The organism is Motilimonas pumila (assembly GCF_003596335.1).
In the GTDB taxonomy this organism is placed as follows: Bacteria; Pseudomonadota; Gammaproteobacteria; order Enterobacterales; family CBDFNC01; genus Motilimonas; species Motilimonas pumila.
In genome coordinates this window covers 34,014-57,035 of record NZ_QZCH01000027.1, presented here as the reverse complement: position 1 = coordinate 57,035, position 23,022 = coordinate 34,014, and the positions used below count along the sequence as shown (strand labels likewise).

20 protein-coding genes are annotated in these 23,022 nt (G+C 47.9%); 14 read left to right on the top strand and 6 right to left on the bottom strand.

Annotated features, from left to right (window positions below; genetic code table 11):
• Window positions 1–131 (top strand): IS3 family transposase (locus D1Z90_RS16920; RefSeq protein ID WP_147378772.1); only part of this gene is annotated, 131 nt, incomplete at its 5' end.
• A 172-nt stretch (window positions 132–303) separates the two neighbouring features.
• Here the strand turns inward: D1Z90_RS16920 and D1Z90_RS16915 are convergent.
• Complete coding sequence (locus D1Z90_RS16915; RefSeq protein ID WP_198419252.1) at window positions 304–1,068, bottom strand: hypothetical protein; 765 nt, start codon at window positions 1,066–1,068, stop codon at window positions 304–306.
• Window positions 1,069–1,093: 25 nt separating this feature from the next.
• On the opposite strand from D1Z90_RS16915, the gene D1Z90_RS16910 reads away from it, so the two are divergent.
• Window positions 1,094–1,612, top strand: a complete 519-nt coding sequence (locus D1Z90_RS16910) for a hypothetical protein (RefSeq protein ID WP_198419250.1) — start codon at window positions 1,094–1,096, stop codon at window positions 1,610–1,612.
• A gap of 289 nt (window positions 1,613–1,901) precedes the next feature.
• Here the strand turns inward: D1Z90_RS16910 and D1Z90_RS16905 are convergent, their stop codons facing one another.
• A complete protein-coding gene (locus D1Z90_RS16905) occupies window positions 1,902–3,053 on the bottom strand; it encodes a winged helix-turn-helix domain-containing protein (RefSeq protein ID WP_232525283.1) in 1,152 nt (383 codons plus the stop codon).
• 294 nt (window positions 3,054–3,347) lie between these two features.
• On the opposite strand from D1Z90_RS16905, the gene D1Z90_RS16900 reads away from it, so the two are divergent.
• From D1Z90_RS16900 to D1Z90_RS16885, 4 genes are read left to right on the top strand one after another with little or no spacing between them, the layout of a single operon-like run.
• A complete protein-coding gene (locus tag D1Z90_RS16900; protein WP_119911970.1) occupies window positions 3,348–4,247 on the top strand; it encodes an ABC transporter six-transmembrane domain-containing protein in 900 nt (299 codons plus the stop codon).
• Complete coding sequence (locus tag D1Z90_RS16895) at window positions 4,244–5,386, top strand: efflux RND transporter periplasmic adaptor subunit (RefSeq protein ID WP_119911969.1); 1,143 nt, start codon at window positions 4,244–4,246, stop codon at window positions 5,384–5,386. The genes D1Z90_RS16900 and D1Z90_RS16895 overlap by 4 nt, the downstream gene beginning before the upstream one ends.
• Window positions 5,383–8,493 carry an efflux RND transporter permease subunit gene (locus D1Z90_RS16890; RefSeq protein WP_119911968.1) on the top strand — a complete coding sequence of 1,037 codons (3,111 nt, stop codon included), beginning with the start codon at window positions 5,383–5,385 and terminating at the stop codon, window positions 8,491–8,493. The genes D1Z90_RS16895 and D1Z90_RS16890 overlap by 4 nt, the downstream gene beginning before the upstream one ends.
• Complete coding sequence (locus D1Z90_RS16885) at window positions 8,490–9,473, top strand: AraC family transcriptional regulator (protein WP_198419248.1); 984 nt, start codon at window positions 8,490–8,492, stop codon at window positions 9,471–9,473. Before D1Z90_RS16890 ends, D1Z90_RS16885 begins: the two co-directional genes overlap by 4 nt.
• Window positions 9,474–9,607: 134 nt before the next feature.
• Here D1Z90_RS16885 and D1Z90_RS16880 read toward each other — a convergent pair whose 3' ends face one another.
• Entirely contained in the window at window positions 9,608–10,468 is an 861-nt protein-coding gene (locus D1Z90_RS16880; protein WP_198419246.1) for a PhzF family phenazine biosynthesis protein, read from the bottom strand.
• Window positions 10,469–10,745: 277 nt separating this feature from the next.
• Between D1Z90_RS16880 and D1Z90_RS16870 the strand changes: the two genes are divergently transcribed.
• Both D1Z90_RS16870 and D1Z90_RS16865 read left to right on the top strand, forming a co-directional pair.
• Window positions 10,746–11,582 carry an ion transporter gene (locus tag D1Z90_RS16870; protein ID WP_119911966.1) on the top strand — a complete coding sequence of 279 codons (837 nt, stop codon included), beginning with the start codon at window positions 10,746–10,748 and terminating at the stop codon, window positions 11,580–11,582.
• Window positions 11,583–11,750: 168 nt separating this feature from the next.
• Complete coding sequence (locus D1Z90_RS16865; protein WP_119911965.1) at window positions 11,751–12,209, top strand: exoribonuclease R; 459 nt, start codon at window positions 11,751–11,753, stop codon at window positions 12,207–12,209.
• A gap of 123 nt (window positions 12,210–12,332) precedes the next feature.
• On the opposite strand, the gene D1Z90_RS16860 is transcribed toward D1Z90_RS16865, so the two are convergent.
• Window positions 12,333–14,387 carry a PhoX family protein gene (locus D1Z90_RS16860; protein WP_119911964.1) on the bottom strand — a complete coding sequence of 685 codons (2,055 nt, stop codon included), beginning with the start codon at window positions 14,385–14,387 and terminating at the stop codon, window positions 12,333–12,335.
• Window positions 14,388–14,654: 267 nt separating this feature from the next.
• Here D1Z90_RS16860 and yegS point away from each other — a divergent pair, with 267 nt between their 5' ends.
• On the top strand, window positions 14,655–15,581 hold the full coding sequence (gene yegS, locus D1Z90_RS16855; protein WP_119911963.1) for a lipid kinase YegS: 927 nt from the start codon (window positions 14,655–14,657) through the stop codon (window positions 15,579–15,581).
• 63 nt (window positions 15,582–15,644) lie between these two features.
• On the opposite strand, the gene D1Z90_RS16850 is transcribed toward yegS, so the two are convergent.
• Together D1Z90_RS16850 and D1Z90_RS16845 are read right to left on the bottom strand one after the other, a co-directional pair.
• Window positions 15,645–16,217: a pyridoxamine 5'-phosphate oxidase family protein gene (locus D1Z90_RS16850; protein ID WP_119911962.1), complete on the bottom strand. Its 573-nt coding sequence runs from the start codon at window positions 16,215–16,217 to the stop codon at window positions 15,645–15,647.
• A gap of 174 nt (window positions 16,218–16,391) precedes the next feature.
• A complete protein-coding gene (locus tag D1Z90_RS16845) occupies window positions 16,392–17,240 on the bottom strand; it encodes a tetratricopeptide repeat protein (protein ID WP_158587174.1) in 849 nt (282 codons plus the stop codon).
• A 188-nt stretch (window positions 17,241–17,428) separates the two neighbouring features.
• Here D1Z90_RS16845 and D1Z90_RS16840 point away from each other — a divergent pair, with 188 nt between their 5' ends.
• The 5 genes from D1Z90_RS16840 (at window position 17,429) to D1Z90_RS16820 (ending at window position 22,790) form a co-directional block, all read left to right on the top strand.
• Window positions 17,429–18,286: an ABC transporter ATP-binding protein gene (locus D1Z90_RS16840; RefSeq protein ID WP_119911960.1), complete on the top strand. Its 858-nt coding sequence runs from the start codon at window positions 17,429–17,431 to the stop codon at window positions 18,284–18,286.
• A gap of 9 nt (window positions 18,287–18,295) precedes the next feature.
• Window positions 18,296–19,231, top strand: coding sequence for an ABC transporter ATP-binding protein (locus tag D1Z90_RS16835; protein WP_119911959.1), 936 nt, complete (start codon window positions 18,296–18,298; stop codon window positions 19,229–19,231).
• Window positions 19,232–19,236: 5 nt separating this feature from the next.
• Entirely contained in the window at window positions 19,237–19,761 is a 525-nt protein-coding gene (locus D1Z90_RS16830) for a DUF2753 family protein (RefSeq protein ID WP_119911958.1), read from the top strand.
• A 256-nt stretch (window positions 19,762–20,017) separates the two neighbouring features.
• Window positions 20,018–21,379, top strand: a complete 1,362-nt coding sequence (locus D1Z90_RS16825) for a hypothetical protein (RefSeq protein ID WP_119911957.1) — start codon at window positions 20,018–20,020, stop codon at window positions 21,377–21,379.
• Between the two features lie 1,012 nt (window positions 21,380–22,391).
• Complete coding sequence (locus tag D1Z90_RS16820) at window positions 22,392–22,790, top strand: DUF3465 domain-containing protein (RefSeq protein ID WP_119911956.1); 399 nt, start codon at window positions 22,392–22,394, stop codon at window positions 22,788–22,790.
• Window positions 22,791–23,022 lie beyond the last annotated feature (232 nt).

The window sequence follows — 23,022 nt, the reverse complement described above, 5'->3', positions numbered from 1 at the left end:
GGAGATTTATGAAGCAAGATGTGGCCGCTTACATGAAGTATTACAACCTAGAGCGACTACATTCAGCCAATGGTGATTTATCACCAGTGGAGTTTGAAAATTCTCAACTAAAAGTGTCCAGTTGTAGTTGACCAGAACACTCAGCTCAGACTCATTGAACAGGAGCATATCAACTAGAACGTAAATCGAAAATAAAATTCTTTTACAAGCAGTCGGTTTTTCATTTTACTCATTAGGGGGGATTTTGAGCCTTAACCCTGAACTTGTGAGCGCTATACCCATTCTCGAAGATACATGCCTCAATTACTTTTCCACTTCGTATCTCAACAGAACGTGATTATCTAACACAACGTTCGTTGACCAGATTAAACTTGCTCCAGCACCACTGAATTTATCTATAAAGTTCATGTAAGCATGTTTGTTGTTCACACCAATATCACTTTCTGAATATTCAGTCGCTGCAGGCCATGAAGCTGCATCGAAGTTTTTTGCCATCCAGTTGCTCGGGGTTTCCCAGTGAGCTGCATAAGCATTTGCACCGTTATCTGTGCCTTGGGTTGTACAGTTTTCCGATAGGCGCAGTTCTTCAAGGTTTTGGCCATTCACTTCACTCAGGCAGCTTAAATCATAAATTGGCGCGGTATAAAATGTCTGCGCTGGCCAGTTTGAATCTGTCACAGTGCCATCGCTAAAGCTGGCGATAAAACCCCCATCACCAGGGTGGAATGCCTTACCACGGTTATTTTCAGTACCCAAACCTAAGTGCTCTTCCCAGTCAATGACCTTGACAGCAATGGTGTATGGCTTGTTGACTTTGAATTTGACGATACTTGAGTTAAACGGTGTGAAAGGCACTGTGTCTACCGCAATCAGCTGACCATTGATATATAACTCGAAGTAGTTGTCAGCAAAAATATAACCCGTGATTTCTTCACCATCGGCATCAATAACAACCACAGGCACAGAGCCTACATCAACACTGGCAATGCTGTCAGGAGTGATGTTGGCACATTCTTCATAAAGGTCGACCGCTTTTGGAGCCGTTGTGAAGTGGTTTTGAGCTGGCACCGTCCATCGCTTTCCATCAGCATCAATGATTTCACCGACTCCCGCAATTCGACTTCGGCCATTCGCACACTCAAAAAGGTTTGTTTCAATTGTTTTAGCAAGGCCTTGGGATATTGCGCTGCTGCAACTGAATGAAGGCGGTAAAATGGTGAAGCACCGTGGTGACACGCAGTCTGAACTTCGCATCATGGCAAACGCACCGTTGCAACAGTATCACCGCAAATACGTTGCCAAGGTTGACCTTAGCGACCTAAAAGCAAAAGACATTCCAAGCTCAATCAGCTCTGCTGACCGGAACCTGCGAAGCTTGTTTAACGCCTCTCACGTTAAATTTAAAGAGGGCGCAAGTTGGGCGCAAACCCAAGGTAAACTGCTTAGCATGTTCAATGCTGGTAGTCTTGTGCCACAGGATCTCATGACCCAGTTAACGGTGAGACTTACGCAACCTGGACTCAGTTTGTTTACAACCATGATAACGGCGAGTTCCTGTTCACCAATTATGACTCTCGCGCTCAAATCAGTTACAACTTTAACGACACGTTAGCGTTTACTGAAACCGTCTGTGCTGACACGGTCAAGCAAACAGAGCAAGGCCTGAGCAAAGCGGTATTCTCTAAATGTGAAGCGCACTAAGATAAAACTGTGTGACAAAAGACGCCTATGGTGAAGGGCTATTCGCTTAAAAGATTGTGGCGTCCTCCCCCCCAAATCCCTTGGAGACCTCCCAGGGATTTTTCATGTTAAGTGCAACAACCTGATAAGGCTAACAGCTTCACGTGCGTTGTGTGCGGTGAGATTAAGTGGAAACGAAAGCTTTATTGGCTTTGCTTGCGTCACCTATAAGGCTGTAAATCAAATGCGGAGCAGCGAGTCATGTTATTAAAGTTTGCAAATTGCATCAGCGCTTTATTGAGCGCAGAGCCAAACTCTTGATGGTGGATGAGGGGCGCTTGTACATAGGCCGAGATGATTTCTAACACAGATTGTGTTTTGTGAGCTTTACAGTCTAAGACCCCGACTAAGTGTTCTCCCCATAATATAGGTAAACAAAAGTAGCCATATTGTCTTTTGGCTGCGGGGGTATAGCACTCCAGCAAATAGTCAAACCCAAACAATTGCTTGGCCCGCGCTCTTTGTATGAGTAGGTTATCAAAGGGAGAAAGAATGCTGACTTGCCGACGTTTCATACGGCTGTCTAATAACGCAAGCGCAGCATCGGTGGTGTAATAAGGCTCATTTCCAACCAGAACCTTTGAAATAACGCCTTCTTCTTGCAGTGAGTTCAGGGCGGTATGTACGTGAGGTTTTACGTCCTTGAGCAAATAGACCATCTCTGCCAGTTTACCCACGCCATGGTCGGCCAGGTAGCGCGTAACCAAAAATTGAGCGTGCTCACTCGAAGAGGGCACGCAAGTGTCGACATGACTTGGCAAGACTCGCTCTGTGAGATCATACACCTTATGAAAGTTTTTCCGCGCAGCAATCATTAAATCGCCTTGCATATAAAGGGTTTCGAGTGCTTGTTTGGTGGGTTTGCTTTCCCATCCGGTTTTCTTTTTGACATTGGAGGCAAAGTCTTTTGCCATTAACGGCCCGTCAATGCGGATTCTATCCAAAATAGAGGCCATGAGTTTTTCATCTTTTTTAAACCAGTGTTTTTGTTGACCGGATTGAATGGCGCGTTTGCGTGGTAAGGAAAAGCGAAAGTGTGCCATCGAGAGGTAAGAGGCAGCATGTGACCAATATTCGTAGACCAAGCCGTCGGCAAGCATTTGATCCAAGTGATGAGGGTGATAGTCAGGGTTTCGAGTCCAAAGGGTGTGGTGATGAGCTCGTTGCACGACAGAAAGAGTATCGATTTGTACATAGCCTAAGTTTTGCATCGCGTGAACCGTCTTTTGGTAGGCGTTGCCCTTAGGTTTACTGGTGCATAAGCCTTGTGACAATAAGGCTATCTTTCTGGCTTGGGCAGGAGATATATTCACTTTATTTCCGTTATAAATTGGGCGCTTAGTTGGCATCAATTGCCATTCCATTTGTTATACAGTTTATACCCAATAGATGCCTGGCTCGCCATCTCAATCCAAGTGTTTAAGAACCGCGGATTGACCCTTTGCTGCAAACGAGGGGGCAAGGTTTAGCATTTATCTGGTATTACATCGCAATTCATTTCATAAGGTCTAAAAGACGCCAGCCAGAGTTAAAGCGCAAGCTGAGACACTTTTTAAACGCACACTTTAGCAATAATGACTCGGTAGCCATTACATGGAGTCTTAATTTTGTCCCGCAAATTTGAATTTACTGTCCGCTCTATCCTGAGCCAATTTAAAGCGAAAGTGGCTGTGACATGGCTGTTGGTTGCCCTTGAAAATGTATTTATGGTGCTGCTGCCTTTGTTTATCGGTTTTGCCATTGATGACCTGTTAGCCAGTGAGCACTTAGCGCTGTATTGGTTGGCGATTTTGTTCGCCGCGCTTATCTTGGTGTCGGTCGGGCGCCGTTTTTACGATACCCGAGTTTACGGCGATATTCGCGTGGAAGTCGGCGTAGCTGTGGAAAAACAAGCTTGTCGAAATAATGCGCCTGTGGCCAACGTATCGGTGCGCAACGCACGACTCAATATGTCTCGCGAATTGGTCGACTTTCTTGAAAATGATGTGCCACCGCTGATGACTGCGGTGATCCAATTAATCGCCTCAATCATTATTCTGAGTTCCTTTCATGTACAACTGGGCGTCAGCGCTGGCGTTGCTGGCATTATCATCTTGCTGATTTACGTTCAGTTTCATGCGTATTTTGTGCGCCTTAATGGCCTGTTGAATAGTCGAATGGAGCAACAGGTAACCATTTTGTCGCAACGTTCTCGGCGCGGCCTGCGTGGCCACTTAAAGCGTATTAAACGCCGGGAAATTTTAATTTCTGATGCTGAGGCCGTTGTTTACGGCTTAATTTTCTTGGCTTTATTTGCATTTGTGCTGATTAACCTGTGGCTTTCTACCTTAATTCCAGCGCCTTCGGCGGGGCAAATTTTTTCGATTGTGACTTATTCACTGGAGTTTGTTGAAGCTGCGATTTTATTGCCCATTACTTTACAGACCTTGTCTCGCTTGAGCGAAATCAGTCAACGGTTAAATAAGCCGTCGGCACTTGTCCAGTCTTACTCGGAGAATCAACGATGAAATGGCGTAAAATTTTACCTATCGCATTGAGCTTGTTGCTGGTGGCATGCGCTGGAACCCTAGTAGCCACGTTAGCGCCTGAGCCTACGCCGCCTGCTGCGGTTATTGAGGTCAAGCAGCCGGTCACGGTCAGCTTGGTTAAACCGCAAGCTTACCAACCGGTAATCGCACTGTTTGGTTTTAGCCGCGCACGATGGCCGGTGGAAATTAAGGCGACAAGCAGTGCCAAAGTGCAATGGTTAAATGCCCATTTAGAGCCGGGTGCCTTGGTCAAACAAGGTGACGTGCTGGCTAAAATTGACACCACGCACCTTAGTTCTCAATTGGCTCAAGCGCGCAGTGCGGTCACTCAAGCAGAGCTTAATCTTGAGCGGGAGCAGCATGAGCGCACCGTGGCGCTGAAGATGTTATCGCAAAGAAAAAGCTCGGCTTATGCCAGAAGAGAGCCGCAAATTGCATTTGCAAAAGCGGCGCTGCAGCAAGCAAGGCAAGCTTATGTCAGCGCGCAGCAACACTTTAAAGATGCCACCGTGGTCGCGCCTTTTGATGCGGTGATTATCAATCGCTTCGTCAGTCCAGGGCAGCAAGTAGCAGTGGAACAGCCCTTGTTTCAATTAGCATCAAGCGCTAGCTTGGACATTCATGTTGCGGTGCCAGAGCAGCTGTGGCAAAGGTTTTCTGCTGCGCTGGAGCAGCCTGATATTAGCGTCGTCGACAGGCAACACCACAAACGCCAAGGGACGCTACGTTTTGTGACTCCCGAGGTTGATAGCATTAGCCGCCAACGCCAAGTGGTGCTGGCAGTTGCAGAGCCGTATCGGGCCTCGCCAAGGTTATTACCTAATCAGCAGGTGAGCGTAGAGGTGCGCTTGGAACAGCGTGATGGGGTGATGGCCCTGCCTTTAAGTGCGCTTACTCGAGATGGCGATGTATGGACACTCGACGATGACAACAAGCTGCGTTTAGAAACCATCGATGTCCTAAAAGAAACGCCGTCGGCGGTGTTTGCAGTGTTTCAGCTCGCGCCCCTGCAAGCCAGAAGGGTGGTGACTTACCCTTTGCTGTCGATGATCTCAGGTACTCAAGTCGCCCCGAAAATGGCGCGCGGCGATAACGACAATATGGAGCAGACACCATGAGTTGGCTCACCAAATGGTTTATCAATAACACGGTTGCGGCCAATTTACTTATGTTGGCCATTGTTGCCAGTGGTCTGTTGGCTATAGGGCAGTTGCGAGTAGAGTCTTTTCCTCAGATAGCACCTTCTGGCCTGGTGATTAACGTGGCTTACCCGGGAGGGAGTGCGCAGCAAATTGATGCCAGCATTACCCAACGGATTGAAGCCTCCATCGGTGGCATTAGCGGCATTAAGCAAATCACCAGTCAGTCTGTTGCTGGGCTAGCAACGGTGAGGGTGAGAAAGACCATAGAAGCAAATTTAGACACGCTACTCCATGATGTGAGCAATCAAGTCAACGCCATCACAAGTTTTCCAATGCAAGCGGAGCGGCCTCAAATCACCCGTGATGACTTTACCAATCTCGCCGCGTTTGTGATTATTTCCGCCCCCAGAGATGACAGTGAGTTGCAGCCCATTGCTCGCCAAGTTGAAATGGCGTTAACCAAACACCCTAATATATCTAAGGTCACAAATTGGGGCAGCCGTAATGGTTTGATCGTGATTGAACCTGAGGTCGATAAGCTTCGCAATCTTGGCATAAACCTGCATGATTTTTCCCTCAAAATAGAGCAGTCCTCGCTGGAAACCCGAGCCGGAGAATTAAAAAGTGAAAAAGGCCGGATCCTGGTTCGTGCTGACGGTTATGCCGACGATTTGCAAAAACTCAAAGCGCTGGAGATCCTTTCAACGGTAACCGGAACGGTGCGACTTGGTGACGTGGCAAAGCTTACCCGAGGCTACGAAGACCGTGGCGCCATTGTTCGCAATAATGGTGAAAATGCCATCGCGCTCTTAGTCAGCAGCAAGCAAACAGACAACCTGCTGCATATTAGTCAGGCGATAAAAGAAACCCTCGGCAATGCGCGCAAGCGTCTTCCCAGTGACGTGTCTATTAACACCATGGCGGATATGGCGCCTTACATCGAGGATCAGCTGCTGCGGTTAAGTAATAATGCCTGGCAGGGGTTGGTAATTGTGATGATACTGCTTGGGCTGTTTTTAGAGCTTAAGCTGGCTTTTTGGGTTGCAGTAGGGATCCCCATTGCGTTGTGCGGCACGCTCAGCGCCATGCAAGTATTTAATTACAGCATTAACGACATCACTTTATTTGGTTTTATTTTGGTGCTTGGCATCTTGGTGGACGACGCCGTGGTAGTTGGTGAGTCGGTCCATGCTGAACGAAAGCACACGGCGAACGGCAAACTCGCAGCCTGGAAAGGCGTTCGTTCTGTCTCGGTCGCGACAGTGTTTGGCGCCTTAACCACCATTGCCGCCTTCTCGCCAATGCTTTGGATCAATAATGACGTAGCCAAATTGCTCGCAGGTTTTGCCGCGGTAGTGATATTTGCGCTGTTTTTTTCGTTAATTGAAAGTAAATTTATTTTGCCGTCTCATCTTGCAGCGATGCGCGTCCGAGCAGGTAAAGCTAAGGGCGCTGGCCGTGTTCAAGCAGGCGCGCAACAGGCCTTAGCTAGCTTGAATCAACGGCTTTACCGGCCAGTTTTGCAATATTCATTACGTAATAGGTGCGCGGCGTTACTGGGCTTTAGCGCATTTATCGTGCTGGCGTATGGCATGTGGGCAAGCGGAACCATTCGCAGCGCGGTTTTTCCTGAGATACCTGGGCGCTACGTAACTGCTAAGGTGAAATTGCAAGATGGCGCGCCCTTGCCATTACAAGCAAAAGCCATCCATCAGCTTGAAACGACGGCTTTGCAATTAAACCACTCCTTGCAACAAATGCATCAATTGAAGAATAAGCCGCTGCAGAATTTGCTGGTTTGGTCAGACGGCTACGGTGATATTGAGGTAACCGCAGAGCTCAGTCAGGAGGCGCTTTCGTCTTTGCCTGCCCATGCATTAACCAATGAATGGCGCAGCTTAACGGGTGGTTTTGAAGGAGCCCATTCGGTCAGCTTCTCTGCTGCTGATGCGCCTGCTGGCGGTACCTTTTTGGCTATTTCTGCCCCTGAGCGAGCGTTAGCGATAATGGCTGCAAAAGAGTTGGCCGCAGCGTTAAAGCGGCTGCCCGGAGTCGCAGACGTCTTTGATGATGGCACTGGGGGACAAGAACAGGTACGCATTACCCTTAATGCTTATGGTCGCCAATTAGGGCTTACCCAAGACCGAATTGCGCAGCTGGCGGCAGATGCTTTTGGCCAAAGAGACATTCACCGCTTGCTTGAGCAAGGGCAGGAAACCAAGGTTATTGTGCGTTATCCGGTGAAGGACACCGCGACCTTATCGCAGCTGCAAGCCAGCCCCATTATGCTGGCCGGTGGGCAGGTTATTCCGTTGGGTGAAGTGGCTCGATTTCAGATTGAGCGAGAGCCCGAAATTTTGTATCGCCGCGATCGCGAGCAAGTGGTGAACCTTTATTGGAATCAAAACCGTTCCGTGCAGTCACCAGAGGCTAGCATCCAGCAGCTGAACGCTAACATCGTCAAGCTGCAACAGCATTATCCTGGCGTGACTATCACTCCCGCAGGTGAATTTGAAGAAATAGGCGAAGTGCAGCAAGGGTTTCAGTCCGCCATGATCCTGACTTTACTGTTGGTTTACATTTTGTTGGCCGTTCCCCTTAAATCCTACTGGCAACCGCTGATTATCATGGCAGTGATCCCATTTGGTTTTGCTGGTGCCATTTTTGGTCACTACCTGATGGACTTACCCATCAGTATTTTGTCTTTGTTTGGCATGATGGCAATGACGGGCATCGTGATTAACGACTCCTTGGTGCTGATCACTCGGTTTAATGATCACTATCGCCAAGGAATGTCGTTAGTGTCGGCGCTTGTGCAAGCGGGAACCGGTCGAATGAGGGCTATTTTTTTAACCACAGTGACCACGGTTTGCGGACTGCTTCCTTTACTCAGCGAGCGCGCTGAGCAAGCTCAGTATTTAAAACCCGCGGTGGTTTCGCTGGTGTTTGGTGAGCTGTTTGCTACCGTGGTGACGCTGATATTATTGCCGGTACTTTTAAGCATCAGCCACCAGCACAATGGTAAAATACGCCGCCTTAAGCCAGCTGCTATGTCGGGCGCACCTTCTGGAGGGATGATATGACTCACTCTGGCGCGGTTGCATTTGCAGCGCCCCCTCGTCATAGTAGATGTTATCAATCTTTACAGACAGCTTGCATGACCGAGACGGCTAAGAAACCTTACGTATTTGTGCCAGAAGTTGCTTTACTTGAGCCGTTACCGGCCCATCAGCGAAAGCGATTTGAGAGGGCGCTGACGATGATGCATGACGCGTTGGAACAAAGCCTGTCGTGGGAGCAGATAGCCCAAAAAAGCGCCATTTCTCCTTATCACTTTCATCGCCAGTTTAGCCGTTTGTTTGGGGAAACCCCTGGGCACTATTTGAGCCGAGTGCGGTTACAGTACGCGGTGTTTTTACTCTATATGAGCGAAGGCATGAAAGTCACGGACATCGCACACCACTGCGGTTACTCGTCTTCACAAGCGATGGCAAAAGTGCTCAAACGAGAGCTTGGCATCACCGCCAAAGATCTGCGGCAGTCTTTTGTCACAGGCACTCCTTCTGAAGCGTCTGCCATGTTGCAAAAGCTGGCCCATCCCGCCAAGCAAGGCTCGCTGGAAAAACAGTTGGCTCAATCGATGCCCACTGAGCTGGTTTGGTATCCACAAAGGGGCATCAAAGTCACGCCGATGCCTGACTTTGACTGGGACACTGTATTTGATAGTTATGGTAAGGACAGCTGCAAGCTGTTAAGCGCCACACCCATTGCTGAACTAGAAGGTTCGTGGGGAGATATCACTTATACCATAGGTGAGTGGCAAGTCGACCATGAGCAATATGACTTTTTTATTCCAGAAGGCTACTACCTTTGCTGCGAAGTGTATTTAACATCTGACGTGGCGTTTATTGCCGCAATAGAGAGCCTTTTTCAACAGGCTCGTGAGCGGGGTTATGAGGTAGATGAAACTGGCTCTATAATCGAAATGGTACGGGACGTCGAAATGACCATGACAGGTGGGGCAACCTTTGCGTTTCAAATTCCTATTGTCATTAACGAGTAGGGGAGCAACAGATAAAGCCAGCATGCAACACGCGTTCGCGCGCATTTACAATGCCGCATTTACGCGATTGTCACGCTAGCCTGCCTGCGACCATGGGCGAGATAGCCTAACTCAAGCAGTCCAAACTATTCGGCCTAGCGAACGGCTTTATTGCCCTCGTTTGCCGTTGTGTGCTGCGGGACTTGAATGGTGCCAGAAAGGTATAACACGCCATAGCCTGATATTAATACGTGTTGGCCTTTTACTTGGCAGTATAAGGTGCCCCCCCGGCTAGAAAGCTGCTGCGCTGTTAATGTATCTTTACCCAATTGCTGCGCCCAATAAGGCGCCAGTCCGGTGTGAATAGAGCCCGTTACTTGGTCTTCATCACCGCCGTTGGCGGGCCAAAAGTAGCGAGAAACAAAGTCGGCTTCGCTGTCTTGATTGGCCGGCGCAGTGACTACCACATCCAAAGGGGCAAGTTGTCGCAGTAAATCAAGCTTAGGCTGGCATTGCTCAACCTGTTGCTGTTGGTCATAGATGGCAAAATACGCTTGCCGATTTTTCATTACCTGACGCGGAGCAGTCGCTAGTGCGGCCAATAATTGTGCGGGCGGCTGCGCCACTGTTTGTGGCATTTGGTTAGGGAATGTCATGGTGATCAAGCCGGTGGAATCTTGCTCCACCGCTAAAGCCCCGACCGCAGGGGCATGAAAGTATAAGGTGTTCAATGAGCCTTGCTCGGTCATCAGCACTTTGGCGCTGGCCAAGGTGGCGTGGCCACAAAAGTCGATTTCGGCTAACGGAGAAAACCAACGAATATCATAATGGCCTGGCTCATTTCTTGGCACTGTGAAAGCGGTTTCTGACACATTGTTTTCCGCCGCGATGGCTTGCATGGTTGCTTCAGCTAACCAGCTTGTCAGTGGCACGACGGCGGCGTAGTTGCCACTGAACACAGAAGTGGTGAAAGCATCTACTTGATAAATGCTCAGCGCTGTTTGCTTTGTCTCCATTGGCTTTTCTTCCTCTGATAATGTCTTTATCTACGCCGCACATATGACGATGAACGCCCGATTACCTTGCCTTGTCGCCTTGCGGGGTAATATTTGCACGCCTTGGCTGATGAAAACGGGCAATTTAGCGCTGGCACAAGCGTAAGATACACGTTTTAGCAGGGGAAATTCAGGCTTTTTGTCTCTTTTAAGCTTAGGGTATTCACCCGCTAAACAACTGTGGCTATAGTATGCGCCCATCTAGCCTTTATATGTTCAGCAAAAGGATTTGTTAAAAGTGTTTTCTTCGCTCCATCATCGCTTAAATGCGATCAATAATAACAAGTATTTCCAAGCATTCACCGTGTTGGTGATTGTGCTCGCCGCTTTATTAATCGGCGCGAATACGTTTGAGCTCTCGCCAGCAGTCAGCACGGCGATTCATTGGCTGGACCAAGCCATCTTGTTGTTTTTCTTAGTCGAGATAATCATTAAGTTTTTTTCGTATGAAAAAAAGCTCGACTTCTTTAAAAGCGGATGGAACTTGTTTGATGCCGCCATCGTAATTGGCAGTTTGATCCCCGCGGCCGGGCAGGGCGTGTTAATTGCACGTTTGTTACGCGTGTTTCGTGTGCTGCGGCTAATCTCCGCCGTACCGCAACTCAAGTTACTGATTAATGCGCTGTTCAAGGCCATTCCTAAGATGAGCTATATTGGCGTATTGATGTTTATCATCTTTTATATTTACGCTGTGGTGGGCAGTTTGATGTTTGCTGAGATTAACGCTGTCCTCTGGGGGGACGTGTCGATTTCGATGTTAACCTTGTTCAGAGTGGCAACGTTTGAAGACTGGACCGACGTGATGTATGAAACCATGGCGGTGTACCCGATTAGCTGGGTGTATTACCTGACCTTTATTTTCCTGACCGCATTTGTCTTTCTTAATATGATGATAGGCGTGGTGATTGAAACCATGACGGCTGAACATGCGCTGGCAGAAAAAGACAAAGAAGACGAGCTGCCAACCCTTAGCCCTGAGCATGAGTCTAGGCAGATATTTGCCACCCATAATCAGGTGGAATCGTTACAGCAAGAGCTGGCAGAGATTAAGCAACTGCTACTGCAAAAGCAGTGAACGGCTTCCTTTAATTGAAATTAATAGGCAGTAAAGACCTGTTATAGCGGGCCTTCAGGCTCAGGAGTGGCGCTGCCTATTTACGTTTTTATCGCCCGAGTCATGAATGTCAACGCGAGCGTTGAACTTTCATTGTTGCCATAAAACCATAACCACAGCGAGTAAAGCATGCAGCTTGATTATACCTTTGAATGCCTTAACAACATGGAACGCCAAGAGTTAGAAAGTTTTAGCGAACGAATGATCAGCAAAATGGTGCCGCCAGATGTGATGAATGAATTATTCACGTTTGAGGCTCAAGAAACCGAAAATGAGGACCGCCTGCTATCTGCGCGTCTTGATGCTACTTTACGGATGACGGCCATTGCGCTGAGTGAACTTCAGCAAGCGTTTGATGACTCAGAGCACGCCAGACAAAACAGTGAGCGCATGACCCGGTTGGTATTGTGGCATTTTTACGCGGTTTCCTTTCAATTAGAGCGCGCGATTACGCTGCAAACACATTGCCAGCAGGTTGAAATTATCCTCAAGAAAACCCCTTCTGACGTGTTCAGCTGGGTTAAGGTATTAACCGATTTATTGCACAAGTACGCCGAGATTGATAGCGCGCAGCGGGGAGAAGCGTAAGCGACCAAGAGCAGCCTTGCTGGCTATTGATACCGGCAAGGCTCAGAGAACGTTTACTCGTAATAACAACAAAATGGCCGGCGGGGTGAAGCAGCAGGCCATTTGATGTCAGGTAGAGCTGGCCTACACGCCCAGTGGACTGCCATCTACTTTACGAATGGCGACCACAGACGCGCGAGGGCGCAGTGCCATTCCTGCTGGGGTTTCCTCTTGCGCATTGCTGCTATAAGGCCAGTTTTTCGGGTGCTGAATAGACACAAACATGGTGGTGTAATCTGGCGTCATGGTTAACCCCGTTACTTCACAGCCATTTGGCCCAACAAAGAAGCGGCGCAGTTCACCTTGGTTAGCACTGGTGATAGTGGTTTGATTGCCTTCTTCGTCGGTTAAGTTAGAAGGGATCACCGCCAAGATTTGATCATTGGTGTAATCTTCCACTTCATCAGCGCCGTTATCGGTTTGTACCCACATGACGCCGCGAGCATCAAACGCCAAGCCATCAGGACTGGCGAATTGGTTAAACTCCGTCAACCCAGACAAGTTAGTTAACTCATCACCGCCGGCATCCGAGCCAAACACAAAAATGTCCCAGCTGAAGTCGGTCATCGACTCACTCTCATCCCAACGAATGATGTGACCAAATTTGTTGTTTAAACGCGGGTTAGCGGCGTTGGTTCCCGTTTCTTCGTTACGGCGAGTGTTGTTGGTCAGAGTCAGGTACACCGAGCCAGTCACCGGGTCGATAGAGCACCACTCAGGGCGGTCCATCGGCGTTGCGCCAGCCAAGTCCGCCGCTCCTGCTGTATTGAGGATAATCTCAGCTAGGTTGGCAAAGTGGTCTGCTAATACGCCGCCGTCTTTTGTTGCGCCGGTCAGCGTCAATGGCAGCCATACCCCGGTGCCGTCAGCGTCGAATCTGGCGACGTATAACGTGCCTTCGTTCATGTATTTATCACCCGTTGCCATACGATCGCTTGGGTTGGCATCTGCTGGGTCCCATGGCGCCGCCGAGACAAACTTATACATGTATTCAAAACGGGCGTCGTGGCCAGAATAGAAGGTAATTGGCTGGCCCTGCGTTAACTTGCCGATGGTACAACCTTCGTGACGAAAACGCCCCAGAGCGGTACGTTTTACTGCACGAGAATTCTCTGTGTAAGGGTCTATTTCAACGATGTAACCATGACCATTGGCTTCATTACGGTAGTCTTGTGATGCGTTGTCAGCGTTTGGCGTCACGTTAAAACGAGTGAACTCGTCATCCATTTCATCGGCATTGCCAGCCAATGTTTCCCATCCGTAGCGCGTCGTACCCGAAGTGTCTAAACCAATGCGCTCTTGCTCAGCCGTCGTTTCGGCAGTATTGATAAAATACCCCGGCCAGTTTTCTTCACAAGTCAGGTAGGTGCCCCAGGGAGTAAAACCGTTGCCACAGTTGTTTAGGGTGCCGCGAGCTTGACTGCCGTCGGGTGAAAAAGGCGTTACTAGCATGTCAGAGTTTGCCAGTGGCCCGGCAATGTCCATCACGGTAGCACCGGTATAACGACGGTTAAGTGGGTCATTATCGATAACTAGCCACTCGCCCGAGTCTTGCAATTGAATGCGAACCACGGCCACGCCGTGGGCGTTAATTTCTTTGCGTACTTGGTCTAAGCTGCTGCGAAGGCCATTTTCGTCTTTGTCGCTGCCCATTGGGTGCAATGCATTTTGGTCAATGTATTCGTGGTTGACACACAACACGCCGTCGGTGCCAGCCTCATTGAGTGGGAAAAAGTGCAAACCGTCGTGGTGCATGCCCATGGCATTTTCTTGGTCGTTGGCATTGTTGCTGCCATCGTCTTGCCAAGCCGCACCGTCGGCCGTAATAGGTTGCCCCCATGGCGCCAATACTTGGGCACGGTAACCTTCAGCCACGCTTACCGCATCGGTCTTTGAACCTGGAATAGAGTTAAAGCCCAGCTGTAATTGAGGTACCTCAGGCGGCGTTTCAACCGCGCTACTGCTGCTGCCACTCGAGCCACAGCCAGCTAGGCCAAAGGCGCCTAAGGTAGCCATAGCACTTAAGCCTAAACCGCCTTTGAGGATTTTTCGGCGAGATAAGTGATTTTCTAATACTTGGTTGAAGTCTGGGTTATCGCTTTTGTTAAAGCGCGTTGGATTAAATATTTCCTTGCTCATTACTTTTCCTTGAGGTGAGTAACTTTATTGATTTAGTTATTAGCTCAATCTAAGTAACTGACGTGACAGTTGTCTTACTAAATTATGAACATATTGATTCCATTGCTTTTATGTTTTGATTCACCCGCCATCACCTAAGCTGAGTCAGGGTTGTAAGTTCCGAGGTAACGGCCACAGCTTTGCTACAGCAATGCATAAAAAGGCAGATTTACGGCGTCATTTCCGCTAGGTTTATATTCTATTATATGCGCTAATTCAGGAGCCCGCGTGAGGATCATAGTCAATGGCAAAAAAGCCGCTGAAGAAACTTTTCGACAAAGTGTTTACCAAGCCCGTCAACAAGGCCATGAGGTAGAGGTCAGGGCAACTTGGGAAGGTGGGGATGTCGAGCGTCTAGTTCAAGAAGCCCACGCCCAAGGCTATAACCATTGCAGTAAAACCTTGATGATTGCCGGTGGAGATGGCTCTGTGCAAGAGGTGGTCAGCGCTCTGATGGCTTTGCCCGAGAGCCAACGCCCAAGCTTAGGAATTTTGCCCATGGGCACAGCTAATGATTTTGCCACCGCTTGTGGCATCAGCTGGCTGCCAGAGCAAGCCATCACGCTTGCCATCGAGGGGGAAGGACAAGCAATAGACGTTGTGCAAGCGACGCAACAAGGACACGCCGCCCCCAGCTATTTTATCAATGCAGCGACCGCTGGCTTTGGCGCGCAAGTGACGGCTGAAACGCCCATTGAGTTAAAGAATTTATTGGGCGGGGCAGCTTATACTTTAACGGGGGCGGTGCAAGCATTAAACTTTAAACCCTATCGCGGTGTGCTCGAAAGTGGCGATAACAGCAGTGAGATAGAGTTTATTGTTGGCGCGCTGTGTAATGGCCGGCAAGCCGGAGGTGGTAAGGTGCTAGCGCCGAATGCTAAAATTAACGACGGCTTATTGGATTTTGTCTACCTCAAGGCGTTTACCGCTTTAGAGCTGCCTATGGTATTAGAAGAGGCGCGTGCAATAGGGGCGGGAGAGTTAGTCAGCGGCGATTTTATTGTGCGTAAACAAGTGCACTGGTTAGAATTTGCTTCTCATGAGCAGATCCCAACCAATCATGATGGCGAGCCGCAATATAGCCATCGTTGCCGCTATCAGATTGTGCCTGGGGCCATCAAACTAAAATTACCTCCAGAGTGCCCCACTATCTAACGCCATTAAGCACAGCAATGGCTGCGTCGCTGCGTTTTGCAGCGACAGCTAAGGCGTTAGGTCTTATGCTTCTTCTTCGTTGCTTAGCCCAGATAAAGCCAAAATGTTACTGGCGTGACCATCAAAGCTGACTTGGTTTTTGCTGCGCCAATATTGCTCTATGCCTTGCTTACCTTGTTTATCTGACCACTTAGCCAATGCATCCCTTTGATCCACATAATCAAACAGGGGCACTTGCATGCCGCACGAGGTTTGCACTAAATCTAAGTCGACCACAAATACCTGCCTACTGGCAACGCTTTCTGGAAACAAGTCGATATATTCCGACCAGCGAGGATCGCCTTGGTGCAAGGCGCTGGCTTGGCCATACAACCTTAATATCATCGGCGCACCTTCAAAAGCGCAAAACATAATGGTCATGCGAGTGTCGTGTTGCACATGAGTAGCAGACTCATTGCCACTGCCGGTGTGATTGAGCCACGCCACTTTCGTTGGCGAAATAACACGAAAACTGTCCCCTCCTTTAGGAGACATATTAACTTTACCTTCGGCCATGGCTGTGGCGACAAAAAACATCTGCTGTTTAGCGATAAATTTGCTTAATGCGGGGGTTAAGCTGGGAAACTGTTTTGCCATTGAATTATCCTGTCACTCTTAACCAGTTGTTAATTATTGGTTAATTCAATGTATCTTAGGGCTATATAAGGCTTTGGCTTAATAAAGCATGAGATAGGCGATAAAAAAGGGCAAAGCCAGTGCTTTACCCTTATTCGACGTCATTTAAGACAGCATCAAGATTTGAAAACTGTGTTAGTACAACAAGCTGTACAGTTTGCGGCGGTAAGCCGATACACACGCTTCGCCGCTGTGGCTTGAAAGAATATCCATAAAGCGTTGCTTCACTTGGCCGTCTTCCGCGTTCATGTCTTTCAGTAATAGTTGGAACAGCAATTCTAACGCTTCTTCCACTCGGCCGACTTGGCTGTATTGCACCGCCAGTTTCAATTGCGTGTCACTGTCGCCACCATTGGCAAGGGCTTGTTCTAGGGCGCGAATTTCTGGCGTGTCGGCCGCTTCTTTGGCCAATTCCAATTGCGCTAAAATGGCCTGATAATCTGCGTCTTGGTCGGCCATGCCAATGGTCTCAAGTAGACTTTCTATTTCTGCTACCCGTTGTGTTTCAAGCAACGCTTTACACAGTGCGAGTTTGACTGGAGCAACGTCGGGTTTTAATTGCAAAGATTGCTGCAATACCTCAGCGGCTTGCACAAAATCTTGTTCGCCAATCAAGGCGATACCTTGTTCTGCCAACAGTTGCGCTTCGTCGGGTAAGTGCTTGTCTAAAATATCTCGAATTTCTTGTTCGGGTTTATTGCCCGCAAAGCCGTCTGCGGGTTGCCCTTGCACAAACATGGCACTGGTAGGAATAGATTGCACGCCAAATTGCATCGCAATGCTTTGGTCTTGCTCACAGTTGATTTTAGCAAGGGTGAATGCGCCATTTTTCTCAATGGCGAGCTTTTCTAAACTGGCCAGTAATAACGCGGATTCGTCGTGGTTTGGGGCCCAAAAACACACCATCACAGGCTGAGTTTGCGAGCCTTCTAAGATGACCTGTTGAAAGTTTTCTAAAGTGATATCAATGATATGTTGTTGCATAACTGAGCGTCTCTTGCGGTTGTTAGTCATATAGTGGGTGCGGTCACTGACAAAAACAAGGTTTGATTTAACTGGCGCAAAGAAATCGCGATTCAGGTGATTTTTATATTGCTAATGGTAATAATTCGCAATAGTATTTGTATTTTCTGATTTGTTGTCAGATTTTTTTGAGTGTATAGGAATCGAAGATGAATAAAACAACTGACCCGCGTCCGTTGTTAGAAGTAAAAAACCTTGAGGTGGATTATTTAACTAACGACGGTGCGTTTAGTGCGGTAAAAAAAGTCAACTTTCACATTAACGAAGGGGAAGTCTTTGGCTTAGCCGGCGAGTCTGGTTGTGGTAAGAGCACCATAGCCTTTGCAGTAACTAGGTTGCATAAGCCGCCTGCGTTAATCAGTGGTGGTCAGATCATCTTTGATGGCACCGACGTGGTAAAACTGACAGAAACGCAATTACGTGAATTCCGTTGGACCCAAATTGCCATGGTATTCCAAAGTGCAATGAACTCATTAAACCCTGTTTTGCGTTTGGAAGAGCAGTTTTGTGACGTCATCATGACGCACACCGACATGACAAAAGAGCAAGCCATTGACCGCGCTATGAAGTTAATGGATATCGTTAAAATTCCTCGTGAACGTATTCGTGATTATCCTCACCAATTCTCGGGTGGCATGCGTCAACGATTGGTGATCGCAATTTGTTTGGCCCTTAATGCCAAGCTCATTGTTATGGATGAACCCACCACCGCGCTTGACGTAGTGGTGCAACGGGAAATCCTGCAGCAGATTTACCAACTTAAAGAAGAGTTTGGTTTCTCAATTTTGTTTATTACCCATGATCTCAGCTTGATGACGCAGTTCTGTGATCGCATCGGTGTGATGTATCAAGGTGAGTTAGTGGAAGTGAATGCGTCTCAAGAAATACGCCATAACCCACAGCACCCATACACCCAGAAGCTATGGTCGGCATTCCCGTCGATTCATGAAGGGCGTAAGCACTACACCAAAACCGAAGGTTTTGAAGAACAAACGATCACTTTGTAGGAAACAACGATGCAACCAGATACCCCAATTTTAGAAATGCGCAACGTGGTCAAAGACTTCACCACCGGCGGTGGCTTTGCCAAAACAGACATCTTCCGCGCCCTTAATGATATCTCTTTTTCCATTCATAAAGGCCGTGCGCTGGCGTTAGTCGGCGAGTCTGGCTGTGGTAAAAGTACTTGTGCTCGCTTGATCACTAAAATTTACGAGCCAACGAATGGCCAAATTTTATTTCGCGGCAAAGACATCACTGAAATTAAAGGCCGCCAAGAAGTTCTAAATTACCGTAAAAGCGTGCAAATGATCTTCCAAGACCCGTTTGGCTCGCTTAACCCTACACACACCATTTATCACCATTTAGCTCGACCACTGTTGCTGCACGGCATGTGTGAAAACAACAAGGTCAAGCTGCGCACCAGAGTAGAAGAACTGCTTGAAATGGTTGAACTGCCAAGCCTCACCGCAGACAAGTATCCCCATGAGCTCAGTGGTGGTCAGCGCCAGCGTGTCAATATGGCGAAGACCTTGGCCGTGGGCGCTGATTTAGTGTTAGCCGACGAGCCGACGTCAATGCTTGACGTGTCGATTCGTATTGGCGTATTGGACTTGATGCAACGAATGAAAAAAGAGTTCAACTTGGGCTTTTTATACATTACCCATGACTTGGCGACAGCGCATTACATTGCCGAAGAAACTGCGGTTATGTTTAAAGGCCAAATTGTAGAGTGGGGTGATACCACGGAAGTGATTAACAACCCGCAGCACCCTTACACTAAGCTGCTTATTTCAGCGGTGCCCGATCCAGACGTGCGCTTTGCCGATGTTATCAAAGGAGACTTGGACTACTCTGACAATGCGCATCATATTCGCTCTATCAGTAGCGCGCACAGCCAGCAGGTAAAACAAGTTAACCACAATCACTTCGTTCGACAGTTAGCAGGTTAGGCAATATGGCGTCATTTTCACTAGATCTCTGGCAAACCCTTACCGCTCAAGGGCAACATTACTTTGCGCAGAAAGACCTGCGCCAAGCGCACATCTTTTATGCGCTAGCGCTGGATGAAGCGCAAAAATTAATTGATGACACGCAATTGAGCAAGGACTACGAGCACAGTGCCCAGCTGTATATGACCGCTTGTCATCATTTGGTGACTAGCGCGAAAGGTCAGGGCATGGGCCAGGAGCAAGAGAAATACTTGCAATTGGCTCATACTCAACTGCAAATTTTTGCTAATCGCCCAGAGCTGACCGAGTTGACCCGGGTGAATAGTCTTAAAGTGCTTGATGTGACCTTGGTAGGGTTGTTGGATTATTACCAAACTAACCAAGTCCAGCACAGTCAATTACTGGCTGACGCCTTAATTGATGAACACGTGGCTTACATGGCAAACCATGACGATAAAAACTTATCCGAAACGCCTTGTGGCCAGTGCACTGATTGTGTTTACCAGCAAGATGACGCCACGATACATTAATCTTGTGTAGTGCCAGCTTATATCAAACTCATGATATAAGCTGACACGTTTGCATTCCTTATTGCTGCTTTTTATTGGTTTTACCTTAATGGCCATAAAAGGGTATTTCTCGACCTATATTTAGTGAGTTGGCTAAGTCCGCTGTATGAATTAGCCGCCTTTAATGATCTCGCCGTTTTGTCATCTCGTAGTTGCCGGCTGCAGAGAGAAGTTTGTTTGTACTCTGTACTTATTAATCTAAGACAGGATACAGAAAATGAAATCCCCCTTACCTGGAAGCACCCAGCCACGCTGGTTTCGATTTAGTCAGATTGCTTTACTGACCACAGTAAGTTTTAGCGCCTTTGCACATTTACCCTCTTACGAAGGTGAAAGAGTAAGAAATGATGGCCATTTTGAGAAAGGTGGCTTTTCGCAGCCCGTACGAGGTGAGTGTGACGTAACAGGTTTTGGGCCCACAGACCCAGCAGCGGGATCTGCAAATATATACCTTGGCGCGGGTAACACGCCGCCAAATTTCTTTTGCTTGTACGCCGCCCAAGACGATTGGAGTTATCAATACCCTGTCGATATCATTGAGCAGTCTCGTACGCCGTCACCCGACTACAGCCAAAGTTTAGACCCGAGCAGCGATCCTTTTGATACGTCATATTTAGAAGAGGGCTATGTGCCCTGCGATCCAAACAATCCGGATCCTTTTCAATGCCCGCGTGAAATACGCAACCCGCTAACGGGGCAAGTCACTGCTTTGCCTGGTACGTGTATTGACGCGCCGAAGCCGGACGATCCTGCCCTGTGGCAGGCGCGGGAAGCCGCAGAAGCCGCTGGGGAAGAGTTTAACCCAGCCGCTGATGGCCAATATCATTGTGCGATTCAAGCGGGATCACCAAGGCCGAGAACCAGTTCAGTATTAATGTCGACGCTGACTGGCATCAATGACGTGGATTGGGGCATTTACCGTTACGATCCGGTTTATCAAGAGCAGCCAATTGTGGCCGCGCCGCAAGTGCCAGCCTGTGAGCAAAACTTAAAACAGTTTGTGAGCTTTGCTTACGCAGGCCCGCTGGGCATGAAAGACGCGCGCAGCGGCGAAGAGCTATTTGTGCCATTGTCTCAGGCGGGAGATTTACCAGACGAAATTGTTGACAACTTGCCAGCAGGTTATGGCATTAGAGTTAACCGTCCCGACAGATTTAGACCCAGCAGTAAGCAGCCACGTATTGGCTATGCCTCTGGTTACGCTCAAAATGCATGGCTGCTTGCGCCTCATTCCATTAAAGAGTGTATCGACAGCTTCGAGAAGTGTTTAGCCGAGGATGAGTTAAGCAGCCATTACCGAGGCAATGATATCTTTTTCGTCAACGAACAAGCGCCGGTAGATTTGTTGTTAATGTGGTGGGTAGACGATACCAGTAAATCGCGCTGGCGCAGTCGTTTTAACCAATATAAGCTATTTGACGTATCCATCACCACGGGCGTTATCGATCAATTCTTGCTGGGCGATTTTATTAGCATAGGTAAAACCGGGCCGTTTACCGGTAATGGCCGCTATGTTCATGGTAAATGCAGCGATCCTCGTCCAAGTGGGCGCGTTGAGATGACCATAGAAACCAACTAATTCCCTTTCTGTTTTCAAAAGCCCTGCCTTGCGGGGCTTTTTTGGTCATGAGTTCTATTTTAAATGGGACTTGCTATGACGCAGTGTCATCTGCCCTGTGGGATTTTTTAATGATGGCTAAGAGTTGTTCACTTATTGAGTGATCCAAATCACATAAAAAAATATCATAACATCATGATAAACGGCTAATTTTCCGGCTAAATTGAAAATAATGCCGATGAAATGCAAACGCCTAAATTTTCTCTGTGAGAGATTGACCATAGCCGTTGTAATCTTGCTACATTTTATGGCTAAGAAAACCCTGTGTTAAGTGCGAGGTAACTGGACGTTATTTCATTTTTTTATCAATTAAAACATTAAGTTATACTTTTATTGGTATTTTAGCTATTGGAAAACCCCTATTTTTTTTGTTTTTATTGCTTTTGTCAGAGACAAAAAAGCTTATATTTAATCCCGCAAGGAAGCACAGAGGCACTAACAGGATGTTGGGTCTCGATGTCAGACAGGAAGTTTGGCAGTCAGGATGACAAAAGGAAATGCTACAGGATGTAGCCAAGGGACACCTCCAGGAAGGAGATAGACAACAAATCAGGATGGTTTGTTAGGCTAGGATGGCCAAAGAAGGACACCCCAAAGGATTGGGAAGTGGAACAACCTAGGGATTAGGTTATTTAGTCATAGGAGTGCAGGGAGCACCATTACATCAAGGATCAGATGTTACGACTATCCGGGACAATACTCACTGAGTATTGTCCCTTTTTTTTGCCTGCTGAAGTCTGGTTGTATCAATGTTTGCTTGAGCCGTTGCGCCTCGCTGCCAGATCATGGCGACGCGATATTCACTTTGCCAGACGTTACCATTAAGAACGCGCTTTAATGGTTTTGATCGTGATCATCAAAACCTGCATCAAAGCGGGTCAAACACACTTCTGAGAGATATTTACCAGCTATAAATCATACCGCTAGCTAAAATTGATGGACATCATTTAAGTATTCGATACGGAGTTCTGTCATGTTTAAACCCCTTATATTGGTTTTGGCGGCCGTCTTATGCGGATTTTGTGGTGTCGGCTTAGCCGCCGATAGGAGCATTGAAACGGCTTATCGCCAGCAGCAAAGTGACATACAAGTAAAAGGAGAGGGGCGGGTTATTAAAGTACTGCCAGATGACACCAAAGGCAGTCAACATCAACGCTTTATTCTCAAGTTAGCCAGCGGCCAAACCTTGCTCATTGCTCATAATATCGACCTGGCCCCGCGTATTGCAGACCTGCAGGTGGGCGATCATGTCCGTTTTTATGGTGAGTATGAGTGGAATGCCAAAGGTGGCGTTGTGCATTGGACGCATCATGACCCCGGTGGTCGTCATGTTGGTGGTTGGTTGCAACATCAAGGGCGAACTTACCAATAATTGAACTGCCGCCGCTGGATACAGTGTGAATTTCTTCTTGTATTTCCTTAATGAGTGTATCCACGAAAACCCCAGCTTTGTGAAGATATTTTTCTGCAACTTTATCTTGATAAGCTAAAATCGACATCAAAAGCCCTATAATTAGAATGGTTTTCATTGCTATTTAAATGTCGAATAAGATAGATTGAAAAGTAAGACAATATTGCACAGTAAGGCGTCAGCCGAACTGTAA

What these genes read in the sequence shown, in the direction of transcription:
- D1Z90_RS16885 (WP_198419248.1), top strand. Translation starts at nt 8,490, where the DNA reads ATGACTCACTCTGGCGCGGTTGCATTTGCAGCGCCCCCTCGTCATAGT.
- D1Z90_RS16890 (WP_119911968.1), top strand. Translation starts at nt 5,383, where the DNA reads ATGAGTTGGCTCACCAAATGGTTTATCAATAACACGGTTGCGGCCAAT.
- D1Z90_RS16865 (WP_119911965.1), top strand. Translation starts at nt 11,751, where the DNA reads ATGCAGCTTGATTATACCTTTGAATGCCTTAACAACATGGAACGCCAA.
- D1Z90_RS16825 (WP_119911957.1), top strand. Translation starts at nt 20,018, where the DNA reads ATGAAATCCCCCTTACCTGGAAGCACCCAGCCACGCTGGTTTCGATTT.
- D1Z90_RS16820 (WP_119911956.1), top strand. Translation starts at nt 22,392, where the DNA reads ATGTTTAAACCCCTTATATTGGTTTTGGCGGCCGTCTTATGCGGATTT.
- D1Z90_RS16830 (WP_119911958.1), top strand. Translation starts at nt 19,237, where the DNA reads ATGGCGTCATTTTCACTAGATCTCTGGCAAACCCTTACCGCTCAAGGG.
- D1Z90_RS16845 (WP_158587174.1), bottom strand. Translation starts at nt 17,240, where the DNA reads ATGCAACAACATATCATTGATATCACTTTAGAAAACTTTCAACAGGTC.
- D1Z90_RS16840 (WP_119911960.1), top strand. Translation starts at nt 17,429, where the DNA reads ATGAATAAAACAACTGACCCGCGTCCGTTGTTAGAAGTAAAAAACCTT.
- D1Z90_RS16910 (WP_198419250.1), top strand. Translation starts at nt 1,094, where the DNA reads ATGATTTCACCGACTCCCGCAATTCGACTTCGGCCATTCGCACACTCA.
- D1Z90_RS16835 (WP_119911959.1), top strand. Translation starts at nt 18,296, where the DNA reads ATGCAACCAGATACCCCAATTTTAGAAATGCGCAACGTGGTCAAAGAC.
- D1Z90_RS16895 (WP_119911969.1), top strand. Translation starts at nt 4,244, where the DNA reads ATGAAATGGCGTAAAATTTTACCTATCGCATTGAGCTTGTTGCTGGTG.
- D1Z90_RS16850 (WP_119911962.1), bottom strand. Translation starts at nt 16,217, where the DNA reads ATGGCAAAACAGTTTCCCAGCTTAACCCCCGCATTAAGCAAATTTATC.
- D1Z90_RS16880 (WP_198419246.1), bottom strand. Translation starts at nt 10,468, where the DNA reads ATGGAGACAAAGCAAACAGCGCTGAGCATTTATCAAGTAGATGCTTTC.
- D1Z90_RS16860 (WP_119911964.1), bottom strand. Translation starts at nt 14,387, where the DNA reads ATGAGCAAGGAAATATTTAATCCAACGCGCTTTAACAAAAGCGATAAC.